This window comes from Aliiroseovarius crassostreae (assembly GCF_049803815.1).
Classification (GTDB): domain Bacteria; phylum Pseudomonadota; class Alphaproteobacteria; order Rhodobacterales; family Rhodobacteraceae; genus Aliiroseovarius; species Aliiroseovarius crassostreae_A.
In genome coordinates this window covers 101,078-118,553 of the sequence record NZ_JBNAGI010000005.1, presented here as the reverse complement: position 1 = coordinate 118,553, position 17,476 = coordinate 101,078, and the positions used below count along the sequence as shown (strand labels likewise).

The 17,476-nt window shown below is 59.8% G+C and carries 17 protein-coding genes; 5 read left to right on the top strand and 12 right to left on the bottom strand.

Annotation, left to right across the window (positions count from 1 at the left end):
* Nucleotides 1-29: 29 nt before the first annotated feature.
* The 5 genes from ACP15V_RS13605 to ACP15V_RS13585 all read right to left on the bottom strand — a co-directional run bounded on the left by ACP15V_RS13605 (nt 30) and on the right by ACP15V_RS13585 (nt 6,165).
* Complete coding sequence (locus tag ACP15V_RS13605) at nt 30-1,472, bottom strand: aldehyde dehydrogenase family protein (protein ID WP_424944253.1); 1,443 nt, start codon at nt 1,470-1,472, stop codon at nt 30-32.
* Nucleotides 1,453-3,048 carry an ABC transporter ATP-binding protein gene (locus ACP15V_RS13600; protein ID WP_424944252.1) on the bottom strand — a complete coding sequence of 532 codons (1,596 nt, stop codon included), beginning with the start codon at nt 3,046-3,048 and terminating at the stop codon, nt 1,453-1,455. The genes ACP15V_RS13605 and ACP15V_RS13600 overlap by 20 nt, the downstream gene beginning before the upstream one ends.
* On the bottom strand, nt 3,045-3,878 hold the full coding sequence (locus tag ACP15V_RS13595; RefSeq protein ID WP_424944251.1) for an ABC transporter permease: 834 nt from the start codon (nt 3,876-3,878) through the stop codon (nt 3,045-3,047). Before ACP15V_RS13595 ends, ACP15V_RS13600 begins: the two co-directional genes overlap by 4 nt.
* Nucleotides 3,875-4,822, bottom strand: coding sequence for an ABC transporter permease (locus tag ACP15V_RS13590; protein WP_424944250.1), 948 nt, complete (start codon nt 4,820-4,822; stop codon nt 3,875-3,877). Before ACP15V_RS13590 ends, ACP15V_RS13595 begins: the two co-directional genes overlap by 4 nt.
* Before the next feature lie 197 nt (nt 4,823-5,019).
* The gene (locus ACP15V_RS13585; protein WP_424944249.1) at nt 5,020-6,165 is read right to left on the bottom strand and encodes an acyl-CoA dehydrogenase family protein; all 1,146 of its coding nucleotides are present in this window, start codon (nt 6,163-6,165) and stop codon (nt 5,020-5,022) included.
* Nucleotides 6,166-6,336: 171 nt separating this feature from the next.
* Here ACP15V_RS13585 and ACP15V_RS13580 point away from each other — a divergent pair, with 171 nt between their 5' ends.
* Complete coding sequence (locus ACP15V_RS13580; RefSeq protein WP_424944248.1) at nt 6,337-7,323, top strand: AraC family transcriptional regulator; 987 nt, start codon at nt 6,337-6,339, stop codon at nt 7,321-7,323.
* Between the two features lie 101 nt (nt 7,324-7,424).
* On the opposite strand, the gene ACP15V_RS13575 is transcribed toward ACP15V_RS13580, so the two are convergent.
* On the bottom strand, nt 7,425-8,237 hold the full coding sequence (locus ACP15V_RS13575) for a division plane positioning ATPase MipZ (protein WP_424944247.1): 813 nt from the start codon (nt 8,235-8,237) through the stop codon (nt 7,425-7,427).
* Between the two features lie 158 nt (nt 8,238-8,395).
* Complete coding sequence (locus ACP15V_RS13570; protein WP_424944246.1) at nt 8,396-8,929, bottom strand: CAP domain-containing protein; 534 nt, start codon at nt 8,927-8,929, stop codon at nt 8,396-8,398.
* A gap of 307 nt (nt 8,930-9,236) precedes the next feature.
* Between ACP15V_RS13570 and ACP15V_RS13565 the strand changes: the two genes are divergently transcribed.
* A complete protein-coding gene (locus ACP15V_RS13565; RefSeq protein WP_424944245.1) occupies nt 9,237-10,598 on the top strand; it encodes a surface lipoprotein assembly modifier in 1,362 nt (453 codons plus the stop codon).
* Between the two features lie 143 nt (nt 10,599-10,741).
* Here the strand turns inward: ACP15V_RS13565 and nhaC are convergent, their stop codons facing one another.
* The 4 genes from nhaC to ACP15V_RS13545 all read right to left on the bottom strand — a co-directional run bounded on the left by nhaC (nt 10,742) and on the right by ACP15V_RS13545 (nt 13,772).
* Nucleotides 10,742-12,214 carry a Na+/H+ antiporter NhaC gene (gene nhaC, locus ACP15V_RS13560; protein WP_424944244.1) on the bottom strand — a complete coding sequence of 491 codons (1,473 nt, stop codon included), beginning with the start codon at nt 12,212-12,214 and terminating at the stop codon, nt 10,742-10,744.
* A gap of 213 nt (nt 12,215-12,427) precedes the next feature.
* Entirely contained in the window at nt 12,428-12,649 is a 222-nt protein-coding gene (rpmE, locus tag ACP15V_RS13555) for a 50S ribosomal protein L31 (protein WP_424944243.1), read from the bottom strand.
* A gap of 11 nt (nt 12,650-12,660) precedes the next feature.
* Nucleotides 12,661-13,035 (bottom strand): 50S ribosomal protein L19, encoded by a 375-nt coding sequence (gene rplS / locus ACP15V_RS13550; protein WP_424944242.1) that lies wholly within the window; start codon nt 13,033-13,035, stop codon nt 12,661-12,663.
* Nucleotides 13,036-13,331: 296 nt separating this feature from the next.
* Entirely contained in the window at nt 13,332-13,772 is a 441-nt protein-coding gene (locus ACP15V_RS13545; protein ID WP_424944241.1) for a MarR family winged helix-turn-helix transcriptional regulator, read from the bottom strand.
* Between the two features lie 63 nt (nt 13,773-13,835).
* On the opposite strand from ACP15V_RS13545, the gene ACP15V_RS13540 reads away from it, so the two are divergent.
* The 3 genes from ACP15V_RS13540 to ACP15V_RS13530 all read left to right on the top strand — a co-directional run bounded on the left by ACP15V_RS13540 (nt 13,836) and on the right by ACP15V_RS13530 (nt 16,867).
* Nucleotides 13,836-14,453 carry a methyltransferase domain-containing protein gene (locus ACP15V_RS13540; RefSeq protein WP_424944395.1) on the top strand — a complete coding sequence of 206 codons (618 nt, stop codon included), beginning with the start codon at nt 13,836-13,838 and terminating at the stop codon, nt 14,451-14,453.
* A gap of 167 nt (nt 14,454-14,620) precedes the next feature.
* A complete protein-coding gene (locus ACP15V_RS13535; RefSeq protein ID WP_424944240.1) occupies nt 14,621-16,486 on the top strand; it encodes a monovalent cation:proton antiporter-2 (CPA2) family protein in 1,866 nt (621 codons plus the stop codon).
* A gap of 60 nt (nt 16,487-16,546) precedes the next feature.
* Entirely contained in the window at nt 16,547-16,867 is a 321-nt protein-coding gene (locus tag ACP15V_RS13530; RefSeq protein WP_424944239.1) for a DUF1992 domain-containing protein, read from the top strand.
* Here the strand turns inward: ACP15V_RS13530 and ACP15V_RS13525 are convergent.
* Nucleotides 16,852-17,436 carry a TetR/AcrR family transcriptional regulator gene (locus tag ACP15V_RS13525; protein WP_424944238.1) on the bottom strand — a complete coding sequence of 195 codons (585 nt, stop codon included), beginning with the start codon at nt 17,434-17,436 and terminating at the stop codon, nt 16,852-16,854. The two genes, ACP15V_RS13530 and ACP15V_RS13525, sit on opposite strands and share 16 nt — an antisense overlap.
* Nucleotides 17,437-17,476 lie beyond the last annotated feature (40 nt).

Sequence of the window (17,476 nt, the reverse complement as noted above, 5' to 3'; positions counted from 1 at the left end):
CGCTTTGCCTCATGTCAGGTGGAGTGGGGTCAGTCATGTTTCGCCGCCACGGTTTTCAGGGTGGAAAACCCATAAAGCGCCTCGAACCCTTTTTCGCGCCCGTGGCCGGATTTTCCGACACCGCCGAAGGGCAATTCAACCCCGCCGCCTGCACCGTAATTGTTGATAAAGACCTGCCCCGCCCGAAGGCGTTTCGCGAGCCGCATCTGCCGCGCGCCGCTGTCGGTCCAGATGCTGGCGACCAGCCCGTAATCGGTGCCATTGGCAATGGCCACCGCCTCGTCTTCGGTGTCAAACGGGATTACAACCTGCACCGGACCAAAGATTTCTTCCTGCGCAAGCACATGATCCGCTGGCACATCGGCGAATAGGGTCGGGGCAACGTAATGCCCGCCCTCGGGCGCATCCTTTACCCGACCACGCCCAACGACCCGCAGATCATGCCCTTTGGACAGATACCCCTCGACGATCTCTTTTTGCCGCGCGGAAATCAAGGGCCCCACGTTCATATCTTCCATCGCCGGGCCAACGCGCAAGGCGTCATAGGCCGCGCCCATGCGCGTGACCACCTCGTCATAAACGCCGCGCTGTACCAACACGCGCGAACTGGCCGAACAGGTCTGGCCTGCGTTCTGGATACAGGCCCCCACAAGGAAGGGCAGGGCGGCGTCCAGATCTGCATCGTCAAAGACCAGCTGCGGGGATTTTCCGCCCAGCTCCAGCGTGACGGGCACCACGTTGGGGGCCGCGGCCGCTTGCACCAGCCCGCCAACGGGGACCGAGCCGGTGAAGCTCAGATGATCGACGCCGGGATGTGCGGCCAGCGCCGCGCCGGCCTCAGCCCCCAGCCCGGTCACCACATTGAGCGCACCGGCAGGCAGCCCCGCCTCTTCGGCAATCCGGGCAAAGGCGAGGGCGGTCAGGCAGGCCTCTTCTGCGGGTTTCAACACACAGGCGTTTCCCATGGCCAGTGCGGCCCCGACCGACCGGCCAATGATCTGCATCGGGTAATTCCACGGGATGATATGCCCGGTCACCCCATGCGGTTCGCGCAGCGTATAAACCGTGTAGCCATCCAGATAGGGGATGGTTTCCCCCATCACCTTATCCGCCGCGCCGCCATAAAATTCCATGTAGCGCGCCAGCGCGATGGCGTCGTTCTTCGCCTGGGTCAGGGGCTTGCCCACATCGGTGGCTTCCAAACTGGCGAGCGTGTCGGCCCGCTCCAAAACAAGCTGCCCGATCCGCGTCAGAATGCGGCCCCTGTCAAGCGCGGTCATGCGCCCCCAAACCCCGTCTCGTGCGGTCTGGGCCGCCGTCACTGCGGCGTCAATGTCCTCGGCGCGGCCCCGGCTGATGTGCGCAATGGTTTTCCCGGTCGAGGGATCTTCCACGGGCAAAAGGCCGCCGGAGGCCGGGCACCATTGCCCGCCAACCAGGGTTTCCGAAGGGTCAAACCAAAGCGCGTCCATCGCTGTCCTCCTTCCACGCAGGCGGGATCACCGGCGCGGCATTGATCAATGATTTCGTGTAGTCATGTTGTGGGTCTGCGAAGACCTGTTCGGTGGGGCCTTCTTCGACAATTTCCCCCGCGCGCATCACCAAAACCCGGTCGGTGATATTGCGCACCACGCTCAGGTCGTGGCTGATGAACAGGTAACTGAGCCCCTTGCGAGCCTGCAAATCGGCCAGAAGGTCCAGGATTTGCGCGCGCACCGAGACGTCCAGCGCTGATACGGCCTCGTCGAGGACAATCAGCTCCGGTTCCAGAATAAGGGCGCGGGCGATGGCAATGCGTTGTCGCTGCCCGCCGGAAAACTCATGTGGATAGCGGGTCATGGCCTCAGCCGCCAGTCCAACAACCTCCAGGGCCTGCCGGATTTTTGCGCGCCAATCAGCGGGGCGGCCCACAAGGTGAAACGGTTCTGCAACGATGTGTTCCACGGTCCAGCGCGGGTTGAAGCTCCCGTAGGGGTCTTGAAACACGACCTGCAATCCAGCCCGTCGGGCGGGTGCCATGTGCGGAGTGACCGGGGCGCCATTCAGGCAAATCTCGCCCCCTTGCAACGCATCCAGCCCCAGAATGGCCCGGGTCAGCGTGGATTTTCCGCAGCCGCTTTCGCCCACCAGGCCCAGGCTTTCGCCTTTTCGCAAAGTGAAGCTGACCCCATTTACCGCCCGAAAGGTCGCGCGCGGAGCAAAGAGGGTTTTTCGCGGCAAGGGATAGTCACGAACCGCTTTGCGCACCTCCAGAAGCGGCGCGTCCTTGCCGGTGGCGTGGCGGTCTGGCTGATGCCCGGATGCCTCGAATAACTGCCGCGTATAGGGATGGGACATATTACGAAACAGCGCTTCTGTCGGGCCCTGTTCGACAATTTCCCCTGCTTTCATTACGGCCACGTGGTCCGCCATGTCCGCCACCACGGCGAGGTCGTGGGTGATCAGCAAAAGCCCCATATTCTCTTCGGCAACCAGGTCTCGTAACAGATCAAGGATCTGTGCCTGGGTGGTCACATCCAGCGCCGTGGTCGGTTCGTCCGCGATCAGAAGGTCTGGATGCAGGGCTATGGCCTGAGCGATGCAAACGCGTTGGCGCTGACCGCCGGACAGTTCGTGCGGATAGCGACCCAGCGGGAACCGGTCCGGTGGCAGGCCCACCCGCGCGAGTTTTTCCCCGGCGATGCGCAGGGCATCTGAGCGCGAGGCCGCGCCGTGGATCAGCAGGGTTTCGGCGACCTGTTCGCCAATGGTCTTGACCGGGTTCAGCGCGGTCATCGGTTCTTGAAAGATCATCGAAATCCGGTTGCCGCGGATCTTGCACATGGCTTTGTCGTCGCCATGGGGCAAGCGGGCGCCGTCCAGCGCCATGTGGCCTTTGGTGACAGCCCCTTTGGGCAAAAGATCCATCAGCGCAAGCGCGCTCATCGACTTGCCAGACCCGCTTTCACCCACCAGCCCGACCACCTGCCCGGGTGCGATCGACAGGTCCACATCGCGCAGGATCGGTGTGCCGTGGATGGACAACGACAGGTCGCGGACTTCAATCATGCCGCCCCCTCACGCAATCGGCGCAGGCGCGGGTCGAGAAGGTCGCGCAGCCCGTCGCCCATCAGGTTGAGGCCAAGCACCATTGCCACGATGGTCAGCCCGGGCACCATCGCAAGCCGTGGTTCGGTGTAGATCATGGTTTGCGCATCGGCCAACATCCGTCCCCAGCTGGGGGTTGGTGGTTGCGCGCCGAGCCCCACATAGCTGAGCCCCGCTTCGGCCAAAATACCCAGCGAAAACTGGATGGTCCCCTGCACAATCAACAGGTTGGCAATATTCGGCAGGATATGTTCGGCGCTGATCCGAATGGCCCCTTTTCCCGCCACGCGCGCGGCGAGGATGAAATCCTGGGTCCAGATGGTCAGCGCCCCGGCGCGCGCGACGCGGGCAAAAACCGGGATGTTGAAAATACCAATGGCAAGGATGGCGTTTGTCGCCGAGGGGCCAAACGTGGCGGTGATCAGGATCGCAATGACCAGCGAAGGGAAGGCGAAGATCAGGTCATTTCCGCGCATGATCAACTCGTCCAGCCATGACCCGCGCTGTGCGGCCGCGGCCAGCCCAAGCGGGACGCCAACCAGGATCCCGATCCCCACCGCAACCAATGCCACGGCCATGGATGTGCGCGCACCCACCATCAGCATCGACACAAGGTCGCGCCCGAAATGATCGGTGCCCAGCGGGTGGAGGCCAGATGGTGCCAGCAGCTTTGAGGAGATATTCAAGGCTGTGTGATCATGGGGGGTCCAGATCAGCGAAAGCAGCGCTGCGGCCAGAAAAATCGCAGAGAGCACCGCGCCGATCCAAAGCTGAGGGGGGAGCCGTATCATACGCGTGTCCTCAGCCTCGGATCCACCAACGCATAGGTCACGTCAACGATGAAGGTCACCAGAATTACCGCAAAGACCAGCAGCATGACCACGCTTTCGACCACCACCAAGTCGCGCTGGGTGATCGCCTGAAAGATCAACCGCCCCAGGCCGGGCAGGAAAAATACGTTTTCGATGATGATGGCCCCAGCCAGCAAAAAGGAAAACTGAAGACCCAATATGGTCAGAACCGGGATCAAAGCATTGCGCAGCGCGTGGCGTCTTGTGGCCTGCGCCATGCTTAACCCCTTGGCGCGCGCGGTGCGGATATAATCCTGGTGCAGCACATCCAGAAGGGCCGAGCGCATCACGCGGGCCAGGATCGACGCCTGGGGCAGCGCGAGCGCGATGGCAGGCAAGGTCAGTGCTTTCATCCCGGGCAGGAAACCCGCTTCCCACCCCGGGAAACCGCCGGCCGAAAACCACCGAAGACTGATGGCAAAGACCAGCACCAACAACATCGCAAACCAGAAATTTGGGACCGCAATGCCCAGTTGCGTGGCCCCCATGATGCCGTAATCGGCAATCCCGCCACGGCGGCTGGCGGCCATCATGCCCACCGGAATAGCAATGATGGTGGACAGGACGAGGGCGTAAAGCGCCAGCGGCAGGGACACAGTTACCCGTTCCAGCACCAGTTCAGATACCGCAACGCGATAGGTGTAAGAGGTGCCGAAATCCCCGGTCATCATTCCGCCAACCCAGCCCAGATAGCGGCTGAGCGCAGATCCTTCCAACCCCAAATCGCGGCGCAGCGCGGCCACGGTTTGGGCATCGGCATTCAGGCCCAGCATGAAAGAGGCCGGATCGCCGGGCACCAGTTCAATCATCGCAAAGATCACCCAGGAGGCGACCACGAGGCTTAGCCCCAATGACAGGGCGCGCAGGGCGAGATAGCGAAACATGCGAAGACGTTAGCCGCGACCGCCGTTGTGCGAAAGCGCAAATGCGGTGCGTGGCCGGTGCAAAACACGATGACGCCGCAGGTCCCCCGGTTTCATGATCGAAGAACATGATTGTCCGGGGGGGAATGGCCCGGTGCGGGATGGGCGTTGCCACGATGCGTGAAGATCCCGGTCGTGGCAACTCCTCTTTTCAGTTGTCAGCGCGGGCCCGGATTGGCCAGCAGGTCGCGCGAGATCACCAGACGCTGAATATCGCTGGTGCCTTCATAAATCTGGCTGACACGCACGTCGCGGCACAGGCGTTCCACCTGGTAATCGCGCAGATAGCCATAGCCACCAAAGGTTTGCATCGCGGCAGAGCAGACCTCTTCGGCCATCTCTGTTGCAAAAAGTTTTGCCATCGACGCTTCGCGCAGGGCGGGCAGACCGGCGTCGCGCCGCCGCGCTGCGTGGTGGACCAGTTGGCGGGCGGCTTCGACCTTGGTTGCCATATCCGCCAGGCGGAACCCCACGGCCTGATGCTGGGCGATCTCCTTGCCAAACGCCTTGCGTTCCTGGGCGTAGTCAACCGCAAGCTCCATGGCTTTGCGCGCCATGCCAACCGCCTGCGATGCAATGCCGATGCGCCCGCCTTCCAGGTTTGCCAGGGCGATCTTATAGCCTTCGCCCTCGGCCCCCAGCAGGTTTTCCTTCGGCACACGCATGTCTTCAAACGACAGCTGGCAGGTGTCGGAAGAGTGCAGGCCCAGCTTTTCTTCGACCCGAACCACCTCGTATCCCGGGGTGTCGGTTTCGACGATAAAGGCGCTGATGCCTTTGGACCCGGCGTCTTTGTCGGTCACCGCAAAGACGATGATCACCTTGCCGTTCTTGCCCGAGGAAATGAACTGTTTAGAGCCGTTCAGGACGTAGTGGTCCCCGTCCAGCACCGCGGTTGTGCGCAGTTTCGAGGCGTCCGATCCGGCCTGGGGTTCGGTCAGGGCAAAGCCCCCGATCCATTCGCCGCTGGCCAGTTTGGGCAGGTATTTCTGTTTTTGCGCGTCCGTGCCGTATTTCACAATCGGGCCACAGCCCACCGAACTGTGAACGGAAAGAATGGTCGAGCAGGTGCCGTCGCCTGCTGCAATTTCTTCGACCACGCTGGCATAGGTCACGGTATCCAGTTCGATCCCGCCATATTCTTCCGGGACCAGCATGCCCAGAAACCCGAGATCGCCCATTTCGGTCAATTGTTCCCGGGGAAACGCGCCGGTATGGTCGCGCTCTTCAGCACCGGGCCACAGGCGGTCCTGGGCAAACTGTGCAGCCATATCGCGAATGGCGGTTTGGGTTTCGTCAAGCATGTCATGTCTCCTGTCTGCCCAAGGTGTGCAAGATGTGCGGAACGTCTCTGATCACGGTCCAGCTTAGATGGATCTGGGGGCGTTGGGTCCGGGGCGGTCTGCGTGGCACTGTAAGCTTGAAACATATTGCAGGCGATGCCAGTATATTTCAGAATTCTGACAGGAAATGCCATGCCCGAGACCGCCACGATCTCTCCTGCGTTTGTAAACGAAGCCCTGGCGTGCGGGCAAGGCGCAGGCGTGGATATGAAGGCGCTTCTGGAGGGGCTTGGTATTCCCCATGGCCGCCCGCCGCAGGTGACCACAGAACAGTTCGGGCAGATCTGGCTGGAGCTGTCGTTTCAGATGCAGGACGAGTTTTTTGGTCTGGCGGCGCGGCCCATGTCCCCGGGCAGCTTTACCATGTTGGGCCACGCCACCCGCCACGCGCCCAATCTGGAAATTGCAATGGCGCGCGCCTTGCGGTTTTTGACCATTCTGTTGGAGGATCCTGCGGGGAAACTCGGCATTGAGGGGCGGCAGGCGATTGTCACCCTGGAAGAAAAAGGTCCCGCGAGGTCGGCGTTTTCCTATCGGCTGTATTTCACGATTTTGCATGCGTTGAATTGCTGGCTGATCGGGACACGCATTCCCATTCAGCACATTCAGTTTCCCTGCGCCGAACCGGCATGGACAAACGACTACGGCGATTTTTTCGGCGTCCCGGTGCTGTTTGACGCCAATTGTGCCCGCTTGGCGATCGAGCGGAAATACCTGCGCAAGCCGATCAACAGGTCCGACCGCGCGTTGAAACGGTTTCTGACATCTGCCCCAACCGCTTTTTTGACCGGCTATCGTCATGGGGACGGCATAAAGGCAAGGGTTATTGCAGAGCTGTCAGCCGGTGCAATTGACGCCTGGGGCAGCATTGATGACATGGCAGAAAAGCTTGGCATGTCCACGTCAACGCTGCATCGGAGACTGAAAGAAGAAGGTCAGAGCTTTGGAGAGATCAAGGAAGAGCGTCGCCGCAATCTTGCCATTTCACTGCTTAAGAAAACCGACCTGCCCATTGCCGAGATTGCCCGTCAGGTGGGGTATGCAGAACCAAGTGCCTTTTTTCGCGCGTTTCACCGGTGGTTTGGGGCCACACCAAATGCGATCCGCCGCCGCACGTGACCATGCGGATACGCAAAATCATGTGCTACGGAGGGGCAGATGCACACGGCCAAGGGGCGCGCCCCTCGCGCATTTATTGGGTCGGTTTTGGGGGTGGCGGATTAGATCCGAACCTCAACATCCGGCAGCTTGAGCGCTTTCAAAAGCTCTCGCAGTTCCTGGCGTGCTGCGACATTTGAAATGTTCATCTGACCGCTCACGCCCACGTCGCGCAGGTCCAGAAGGGTCAGGCCGCGGGGGAACAGCTCGCGGAAGATCACGCGCTCGTTGAAGCCCGGGGCGACACGAAATCCGATGCGGCGCGACAGATCCTCCAGCGCATCCCCGACCTTCTTCTTATTGTGCATCATCTGGGCGCCCAGACGATTGCGCACCACCACCCAGTCAATTGGTTTCAGCCCGGCCTGCGCGCGCAGCTGGCGTGCGTTCCAGACCATTTCCGAATAGACCGACGGGCCCTTGACCTTGTTGGTCTCCGGGTCGATATGCGCCAGAAGGTCGAAATCAACAAAACTGTCATTCATCGGCGTGATCAGCGTGTCGGCCAGCGAATGGGCCACCTGGCTGAGGCGGGTATGCGACCCGGGGCAGTCGATCACAATGAAATCGCGATCCGCTTCCATCCCGGCCACGGCGATGGACAGGCGGCGGTCAAACGGGTTTTCGCCCGGTTCCAGCGCGGATTGGTCAATCTCGGGCAGGTCCTGATAATGCGGCGTGGGCAGTTCGAACCCCACCCGCTCCATCGTCGCCCGACGGTTTTCCATGTACCGGCCAAAGGTTTTCTGGCGCAGGTCCAGATCCAGCACCCCAACGGATTTGCCAAGTCGCGCCAGGGCCGTGGCCACATGCATTGACACGGTCGATTTGCCCGCCCCGCCTTTTTCGTTACCCACAACAATAATATGTGCCACGCCTGTATCCCCGGTTGTTATGCCTGCAGCTTCGTCAGGTTAAAGGGACTATAATTGCGTTATGAGACCGGGGGAAGAGGGGCGTGGCTTTTGATTGACAAGAAAGTATTCCGGGGTGAGATCGCGAGAAAAGCTGTTGCCTGATCGGAGATTGGTGATCAGTTTTCGGCGGCCAGAAGCAAAACCCATCTCTTGTTGCTTCCGGATCCGGCTTTGCCCAGGCCAAAATCCTTGAAGTTCGGATTGATGTTGTTGGCGTGGTGCCCGGGGGAATTGGTCCAGCTTTTCAAAACATCCGACTGGCTGTCCTGACCCTGCGCGATGTTTTCGCCATAGGTGCGCCAGTTGTACCCGGCTCTTGTGATCCGATCCCCTGCAGATGAACCATCGCGGCCAGTGTGGCTGAGGTAGTTATGCGCCAGCATGTCATTCGCATGGCCCTGCGCAGCGGCGCCAAGGCGATTGTCATAGGCAACCGCGCCTGCACCGTTCGCGATCCGCACATTGTTCAAAAGACCGGCAAACGAGTTGTTTTCAACCCGGTTTGGGGTGGTCGGCCCGGGGCCGGATTTGGGTTGCGGTTTCGGAGATGCCGTGGGGGTCACCGGGCCGTTCACCGGGGCCTTCCCGCCACCGCTGCTCATACATGCTGATACGGCCAAGGCGGATGCCAAAACAAGTGCGATTTTCATCTGTGCTCTCCTTTGTTTGTTGCCGCCACCGAACGCAAATCAGCCTTCGAAGTAAACCGTTCGGCCTTGGGCGTATATCAAAAGGCGAGAATGTGCTGATCATTCGGTGTGGTCAGCAGAAATACGCGCGACAACCGGGAATGTCCGAAGTGTTGATTGCAGGACGCAAGGGGGTACGGCACATCTCTTTCCCAACTGAGCAGCACTGTTGGGTGTCAGCGCGCAGGGCCCCATTCGGTCCTGCACGGCGGGCATCACGCGCAAAGGGGCTTTCTTGTCCATCGGGAAGGTCTGGGGATGAGGACACATGAACAAAGCCATATATATAACAGTGATCGCGCTGGGGGGCCTGTCTGCCAGTGGCGCGTTGGCGGCAGAGGCAGACACGCCGCCAAAGCACGATATTGGATATCGCGCGGAAATTGCTCTGGATGAGGGGCGTGCAGAGCAGGCTTTGACGCTGGCCCAGGAGCTTTTGAAACGTGACGGCGACAGTTTCCAGGGGCATATGATTTCTGCTCTTGCCTATGTCGATCAAGGGCAACCACAGCCCGCTGCAAAGGCTGCGGAGCGGGCGTTTCAACTTGCGCGCACGGACAAAGAAAGGGTGCAAGCGGCGCGCCTGTCCGGTGCGGCCCGCTTTCAATCCGGGCAACATATGCGGGCGGGCTGGTGGCTGCGCAGGGCCAGCAACTATGTGGGCGATGAGAATGACGCCCGCATTGTCGCCGAAGAGTTTGACGCGATCCGGCAGGACAATCCACTGTCTGTCACTCTCAACTTCGCGATCGCCCCCTCTACCAACATCAACGGGGGTACGCGAGAAGAATATTTTGACATCGAGAACTACCGCTTTGTGTTTCACCCCAGCAGCCTGGCTTTGTCGGGCTTGGAGTATTCCGGCAGTGTCGATCTCAGCTATCGCCTGTCGCAATCCGACCGGCATATCACCACCATTGGGGCCTTCCTGTATGGCCGCACGTACAGCGTCTCTTCTGCGGCACGGGATGCGTTTCCGGATGTCGATGGATCTGACTATGCGCTTGCCCTTGCAGAGGTGTCCGTGGCGCACCGCCAATATCTGTTTGAGGGTCTTGGGGCGACCGGCGTGTCGGCCCATATTGGCCAGCTTTGGTATGGGGGCGATCCGTTGCGGCGACATCTGCGGGTTCAACTGGATCAGGACCTTCCGTTGGGAGAGGACGCGCTGATCTCCCTCGGTGGGTTTGTCGAGGTGCAGGAGGCCCTGACCGCTTCGCAACCCAACGCGACGGTGTATGACCTTCAAGGCTCTTATTCGAAGCGGCTGGGCAATCAGGATGTGCTGCGCTGGTCTTTGGGATATCGTTTCACGGATGCAGATCAGGCGACCTATACGCATTCGGATCTGCGCGCGGGTGTGCAATACGCCCTGTCACGGCCCGTGCTGGGCACAAAACTGGATGTTTGGGCAGAGCTGGGCCGCAAGACCTATGACGAATTCACATTGTCGTTGAATGGGCGGCAGGATACCTACGTCTCCCTTGGGGCAAATGCGGTGTTTGAGCAGCTGTCCTATTTTGGCTTCTCCCCCCGCCTGTCGCTATCTGCCACCCAGACAAATTCAAACGTTGCACGATATTCCAGCACCGATGTGCAAATTGGGCTGGGGCTACAGTCGAATTTTTAACCCGCCACGCGACCTGCTGGTGTCGGCAGGCAGCCCTTTTTGGTTGTTTCAGTTCCACCCAGGTGTCCCGTGCAAAAAACGCCGCCCAAAGGGGCGGCGCTTTCGTCTGATCGCGGGCGGGGAGGAAAGGGCCCGCGTTCAAATCAGCGGGCCATCTCGGTCACCGGCTCATTGCTTTCTTCCCAGGCGCGGACCTCTTCTTCGGTTGCTTTCGGGGAAAACATCCCGGTCATCGCATAGAAGATGCCAATCAGCGGCGAGAGCCAGCAGGCAAAGGCCAGCGGGATGTAGAGCAGGTTTTCGAAGTTCCCATCCGCAATGCCAAGCGCCAGCGCGCTGATCACAAACGCACCACCTGCGTTCCACGGGATCAGCGGCGAAACCAGCGTGCCGCCTTCCTCGATCGCGCGTGACAGGTTCAGGGGCGAATATTTCATCGCGCGATAGACCGGTGCATACATCCGGCCGGGCAGGGCAATCGACAGGTACGGATCCCCTGCCACGGTGTTGGTGGCAACCGATGTCAGGATGGCCGAGGTCTGAATGCCGGCAAAGCTTTTCACCCGGCTGATGATCACCTCGATGATCGCCTGCAAACAGCCCGTGCGTTCCAGCGCGCCACCGAACCCAAGCGCCAGAAGCACCAGCGAAATGGTCCACATCATCGACTGGATGCCGCCGCGATTGAGCAGCGGGTCGATTTCCGGCACCCCGGTGTCGATCGAATAGCCGGAATTGGCGAAGGTGAAGGTTTCATGCAGACCGGCGCCCTGGAAGAAGATCGCCATCAGGCCGCCCACAAGCGCACCGGCAAACAGCGACGGGATGGGCGGTTGCCTTTTCACCGCAAGGATAATCACCAGAAGGGCAGGCAGCAGCATGATCGGTGAAATCCAAAACGCATTGTCAAGCGCTTCGGTGATGGCGTCGATCCGTTCGAAAGACACGTTGGATGTGTCGATCAGGGTGAATCCCACCACCAGATAGATCGCCAAGGCAATCAGCATCGACGGGATGGTGGTCGGCAGCATGTTTCGGATGTGATCGAACAGGTTGGTGCCGGTCACGGCAGGGGCCAGGTTGGTGGTATCAGACAGGGGCGAAATTTTGTCGCCGAAGAAGGCACCGGAAACCACCGCACCGGCGGTCCAATACATCGGAATGCCAAACCCCGCACCAATGCCCATCAAGGCCAGGCCCACGGTGCCAACCGTGCCCCAGGATGTGCCCAGCGACACAGAGACAATCGAACAAAGCACCATACCTGCGGCAAGGAACAGCTCTGGCGATAGAACTTTCAAACCGTAATAGATCAGCGTCGGGACAGTGCCACTGGCAATCCAGACCCCCACGATCATGCCCACCGTAATCAGGATCGACACAGACGGCAGCGAGATGGTGATAACGTGAAACACACCCTCTTCGATATTGGGCCATTTATGTCCCAGCTTCAGCCCCACCAAAGCGGTTATGGCAATGCCGATGGTCAACGGAATATGCGGGGTGAAATCCCCGAAATAGAACAGCTGAATGCCAAGAACAATCAGCGTCAGCAGGATTGGCAAAAGCGCCAGGCCAAGCCCTGGCTTGGAGATGTTCTGATCCGTGTCAGACATGCGATGGACCCCCATTGGTCAGGATGTGATGGGTTGGTTTGGATGGGGGTGGTTAACCTGTGCGCTTTTGGGCCGACCCACGCGCAGGCGTCGGATTGGTTGAAATTGCGACACGTGCGACCCTTGGGGGGGATCAAATGCGGCCAGTGCACCTGGCCAATAAAAAACGCCGCCCCGGATGGAGCGGCGTTTCCTGTTCGAAAGAAGCTGGGCTTAGAAGCCGAAACCTTCGTATTTCGATTTGAACTTCGACACGCGGCCGCCGGTGTCCAGCAGGCGCGAGTTGCCGCCGGTCCAGGCCGGGTGGGCCGAGGGGTCGATGTCGAGGGCAAGCGTGTCGCCTTCTTTGCCCCAGGTCGATTTCATCTGGATGATCGTGCCGTCGGTCATTTTGACGTCGATCATGTGGTAGTCGGGATGGATATCCTTTTTCATGCTGACGCTCCTCAGGCTTTCTTGGGCTTGTAGTGGGTGTCTTCTGCGATACGGGCAGATTTGCCGCGACGCGAACGCAGATAGTACAGTTTGGCGCGGCGCACACGGCCACGACGTACCACTTCGATATATTCGATGTTGGTCGAGTAAAGCGGGAACACACGTTCCACACCTTCGCCGAACGAGATTTTGCGCACGGTGAACGAACCGGCAATGCCTGCGCCGTTTTTACGGGCAATGCAAACGCCTTCATAGTTCTGCACACGGGTGCGGGTGCCTTCGGTCACCTTAAAGCCTACGCGAACAGTGTCGCCGGCTTTGAAATCGGGGATCTCTTTCCCCAGCGAAGCGATCTGTTCCGCTTCGAGCTGTGCGATCAGGTCCATCTGATCTCTCCTAAACTGCTTGTGGTTTTTCCACAAAGGTTGCTGCCGCCCAGAGCTCCGCGCCTTCATCGGGTCTTCATCTGCGCCCGCGGGAGAATACGTCGTCGTTTCTTTTTGCTGCCTCGCCGGTTTGCCCCGTGGAAAGAACACGGCCCAAACAAAACAGGTCCACACGACTCATTGAACCGGTGAACACGCGGGGTATAGGCCAATGGGGGCAGGGGATCAAGGGGGATTGCCACCTATATCAGCCTTCGGTTTGGGCGCCTCCTTTGGGGATGGCTATAAGGGGAAGGTTAGGGTTTGGATCCGATCTTCTTGAGGAGAACCATCAACTGGTCGAAGTTTTCGGCCCCCAATAGGGCTTTCATTTCATCCTCGACATGTTGCTTGGCCGTTGCACTATCGCGCTGCGCGCGCAATCCGGCGTCGGTAAAGCGCACAATCTTGCCACGCCCGTCTTCGGGGTCGGGATCACGGCGTAGAATATCCGAGCGTTCGAGGTCGGCGATGAGTTGTTGAACCGCTTGTTTGCTCAATCCCATCCGGGTCACGATCTCGGCCTGACGGGTGCCGTTCAAGCCAACATAGGGTACGACGCTAGATCGGGCTTCGGCATACCAGTCATGCCCCATGTCAATCATCTGCTGGGCAAATTTCTCTTTCCACACGGCGGCAGCATCCCAAAGGCGCCATCCGATGTGGTCTGGGTGAATATCGTCAATCTTCTTGACCAAATCGCGCTCCGATGATAGTCAACTAAATTGACTATACTGCCTCAGGCTCTGAGTTCAACGTTTATGGCTATTGTTTCACAATCTCACGTATATGATGCCCTGGCTGATCGCTATGATCAGGCGCATCGGCGGTGGCTGCGCTACGCTGGGGGCGAAGCGCAATGTGCTTATGAAGGGGCTGCAACGGCCTTGCTGCGCCCAAATTCCACGGTTCTAGACGTTGCTTGTGGTACCGGAAAGGTCAGCCGCAGGTTGCTACGCCGGACAGCAGGGGATGTTCAGTTGGTCTTGCTGGACAACTCTGAAAAAATGCTCCGAAGTTGCAAAGATATTCCAGCCAGACGGGTATTGGGATGTATGATGGATCTGCCGTTTCAGTCAGACCAATTCGACCTTCTAACCTGTGCCTGGGGCGTGGAAACAGTTGAACGGCCGGATCTTGCTCTGGCAGAGTTTACACGGGTGACGCGACCCGGAGGTCATATTTGCCTGGCATTTTGTGCTGATCGCCCGGCGCAATCCCTGATGGGATCCGCTTTACGATATTGCGTGTCCCGGCGAGGGCGAGGTCGGTTTCTCAACCACGAAAACTTGCGGGACCTGGCGCTTGATGTGGGGGCAAGGTCGGTACAGACGTTAACATGCAGCGGGCCGGCGGCTGCGATGATCTTGCATATTTGACTTCGTTCCGAACGGTCAGAGAACCTGCGAAGGCTGACGTCTGCATTTTGATGAACGTCTGCAGGTTGCCAGTGTTTGTTTTCCATGTGCTCGCTCACGACGTTTGATTTTGCGAAGCAAACTGCAATGTTTTGCGCTAACCTGTTCCGAAACCGAAGGAGCGCGCGATGACACCTGAGTTCATGTTGATCACCTTTGTCTTGTTTTTGGCAGGGGTTCTTGCCGTGCCAATTGCCAGCCGCTTTGGGTTGGGATCGGTTCTGGGCTATCTGATCGCCGGGATCCTGATCGGTCCATTCCTGACCTGGGCGGGGGCAGATGTGGTGTCATTGCAGCATTTTGCCGAATTTGGCGTGGTGATGATGCTGTTCATTGTCGGGCTCGAGATGAACCCGAAATCGCTGTGGCAGATGCGTGGGCGGATCTTTGTGTTGGGTGGTTTGCAGGTGGGGGTGACCGCCGGTCTGGTGATGGCGGTCGCCATGGCGTTTGGGCAACCCTGGACGGTCAGCCTGGCCATCGGCCTGATCTTCGCCCTGTCCTCGACCGCCATCGTGAACCAGACGCTCAAGGAAAAGGGCCTGTTAAAAAGCGATGGCGGCCAGTCGAGCTTTGCCGTGCTGTTGTTTCAGGACATCGCGGTCATTCCCATGCTGGCCTTGGTGCCGCTTCTGGCCCTGCCTGAATTGGTGGACGCGGCGCATCATGGCGCGGGGCATGATGATCACGGGTCGGGCCTGAACCTGTCGCTTGTCGAGGGGCTGAATGGCTGGCAGACCGCGCTGGTCACGCTGGCGGCCATCGTCGGGGTGATCGCGGCGGGGCAGTACCTGGTCGGGCCGATCTTCCGCTTCGTCGCCCGCGCCCGCCTGCGCGAACTTTACGTGACCACCGCCCTGATGATTGTGCTTGGCATTGCGCTTTTGATGACCATGGTTGGCCTGTCCCCTGCGCTAGGCACCTTCCTTGCCGGTGTGGTGCTGGCGGGGAACGAGTTCCGGCACGAGCTGGAAAGCGACATTGACCCGTTTCGCGGCATCTTCCTGGGCGTCTTTTTCATCACCGTGGGCGCAAGCATCGACTTTGTGCTGCTGTGGGAAAACCTTGTTCTGGTGCTGGGTCTGACCCTCGGCTTGATCGCACTGAAAGCCGCGGTGCTGCTGGGCCTTGCCCGGGCCTTTAACCTGACCGGCGGGGACAAGTGGCTGTTTGGGCTGGGCATGGCGCAGGCGGGCGAGTTTGGCTTTGTGCTGATTTCCTATTCCGTGGCGAACGCCGTGCTGCCCGGATCGGTCTCTGACATGCTGCTTTTGGTGGTGGCGCTGACCATGCTGCTGACACCCGCGCTGTTCATCCTCTATGACCGCGTCATCGCCCCACGCTATTCGCGCCAACAGGAACAAGAGGCCGACGAGATCGACAGCGAGGCGCGGATCATCATCGCCGGGCACGGGCGATTTGGCGGCATCGTGAACCGCGCGCTGCGTGGGGCGGGGTATGACACCACCGTGGTGGATTACAGCGCGGAACAGCTGACCATGCTGCGCAAATTTGGCCTGTCTGCCTTTTTCGGCGACGCAACGCGGCCCGATCTTCTGCACGCCGCCGGGATTGACGACGCCAAAATCCTGGTGGTTGCGATTGACGACAAAGAGGCGATCACCGGGTTGGTGCGCCACGTCACCGAACACCATCCGCATGTGCATGTGATCGCCCGCGCGATTGACCGCTGGCATGTCTATGACCTGTGGTCCGTGGGCTGCCGCGACATCATCCGCGAGGTGTTCGACAGCTCGTTGCGCACCACCCGGTCCGCGTTCGAGGCGCTGGGCCATGCGCGGCCCGAGGCGCAGGGGCTGGTGGATGCGTTCAGCGACATGGACCGCAAGACCATGCTGGAACTGGCAGATCTGTACGACATCGACACGCCGCCCCTGGAAAACGAACCCTATGTGGCGCGGGTGCGCGAAATGCAGGCGGAATGGGAGGTCGAACTGCGCGGCAATATGGAGGCTGTGAAAGCGGGCGAGTGACCCCGCCACCTTGCCGGGGCAGATCGGCACGCCCATATAGGATAGGAAAGGATGCGACCGATGAAATGGCGCGATTTGGCAGAACGACAGATCCTGAAAGCCAAGGCCGAAGGGCAATTGGATGATCTGAAAGGGGCGGGCACCCCCCTGAAGATGGAGGGCGGCAACACCACCGATGCGGCCGGGATGCGGATCATGGCCGAAGCGGGGGTTCTGCCCCGCGAGATCGAGTTGAAGAAAGCGGTCGATGCCGCAAAGACCGCTCTGGCCGAGACCACGGACCCCGTCGCGCGCAAATCGGCGATGGCGCGGCTGGCCGATCTGGAGCTGCGCCTGTCCATCGAACAGGACGCCCGGCGAAAGTATTACCGCACGTCCTGAGGGGCCGTCAGCCAGACCTCGAGATAGGGGCGCAGGCTTTCATCCAGCGGGGTTGTGTTGTTGCGGGCACAAAACCGCAGGGCAAGAGCCTGAAACATAAAGGCCTGAACACCCTCCGCCAGCAGGTTCGGTGAGACATCATTGCGAAATCCCCCTTGGACCAGCCAGCGCTCCATGACGGTCACAAACCGTTCAAACGTCATGGCAATCGGCCCAATCTCTTCCTTTGCGGCCGCCCCGGAATAGCGCAAAATCACGTCAAACACGTATCGTTCATGCGACATGAACCGCATCATGGGCATCATCGCCTCGACCAGTTCAGGAATGGTGCGCGGGGCGGGGGCGGCTTCGATCTGGTCAAGAAAGCCGTCAATCCGTTCCCCGATCAACAGATCCATCAAGGCGTCTTTGTCCTTGAAATGCGCAAAGAAAGTTCCCTTCGCCACCCCGGCCCGTTGGGCCACGTTTTCGGTGCGCAGGGCAGAATATCCTGTTTCTGCGATCACATCACGCGCGGCCTGGATCAGGCGGGCGCGTGTTTTCAGGGTGCGGGGTTGTGGGGTGCTCATGCGTTTATGTGACACATTTATTGACCGCGGTCAAAATAAG

Excerpts from the sequence above, each read along its gene's own strand:
- ACP15V_RS13605 (WP_424944253.1), bottom strand. The coding sequence starts at position 1,472 with ATGGACGCGCTTTGGTTTGACCCTTCGGAAACCCTGGTTGGCGGGCAA.
- ACP15V_RS13600 (WP_424944252.1), bottom strand. The coding sequence starts at position 3,048 with ATGATTGAAGTCCGCGACCTGTCGTTGTCCATCCACGGCACACCGATC.
- ACP15V_RS13595 (WP_424944251.1), bottom strand. The coding sequence starts at position 3,878 with ATGATACGGCTCCCCCCTCAGCTTTGGATCGGCGCGGTGCTCTCTGCG.
- ACP15V_RS13590 (WP_424944250.1), bottom strand. The coding sequence starts at position 4,822 with ATGTTTCGCTATCTCGCCCTGCGCGCCCTGTCATTGGGGCTAAGCCTC.
- ACP15V_RS13585 (WP_424944249.1), bottom strand. The coding sequence starts at position 6,165 with ATGCTTGACGAAACCCAAACCGCCATTCGCGATATGGCTGCACAGTTT.
- ACP15V_RS13580 (WP_424944248.1), top strand. The coding sequence starts at position 6,337 with ATGCCCGAGACCGCCACGATCTCTCCTGCGTTTGTAAACGAAGCCCTG.
- ACP15V_RS13570 (WP_424944246.1), bottom strand. The coding sequence starts at position 8,929 with ATGAAAATCGCACTTGTTTTGGCATCCGCCTTGGCCGTATCAGCATGT.
- ACP15V_RS13565 (WP_424944245.1), top strand. The coding sequence starts at position 9,237 with ATGAACAAAGCCATATATATAACAGTGATCGCGCTGGGGGGCCTGTCT.
- nhaC (WP_424944244.1), bottom strand. The coding sequence starts at position 12,214 with ATGTCTGACACGGATCAGAACATCTCCAAGCCAGGGCTTGGCCTGGCG.
- rpmE (WP_424944243.1), bottom strand. The coding sequence starts at position 12,649 with ATGAAAAAGGATATCCATCCCGACTACCACATGATCGACGTCAAAATG.
- rplS (WP_424944242.1), bottom strand. The coding sequence starts at position 13,035 with ATGGACCTGATCGCACAGCTCGAAGCGGAACAGATCGCTTCGCTGGGG.
- ACP15V_RS13540 (WP_424944395.1), top strand. The coding sequence starts at position 13,836 with ATGGCTATTGTTTCACAATCTCACGTATATGATGCCCTGGCTGATCGC.
- ACP15V_RS13535 (WP_424944240.1), top strand. The coding sequence starts at position 14,621 with ATGACACCTGAGTTCATGTTGATCACCTTTGTCTTGTTTTTGGCAGGG.
- ACP15V_RS13530 (WP_424944239.1), top strand. The coding sequence starts at position 16,547 with ATGAAATGGCGCGATTTGGCAGAACGACAGATCCTGAAAGCCAAGGCC.
- ACP15V_RS13525 (WP_424944238.1), bottom strand. The coding sequence starts at position 17,436 with ATGAGCACCCCACAACCCCGCACCCTGAAAACACGCGCCCGCCTGATC.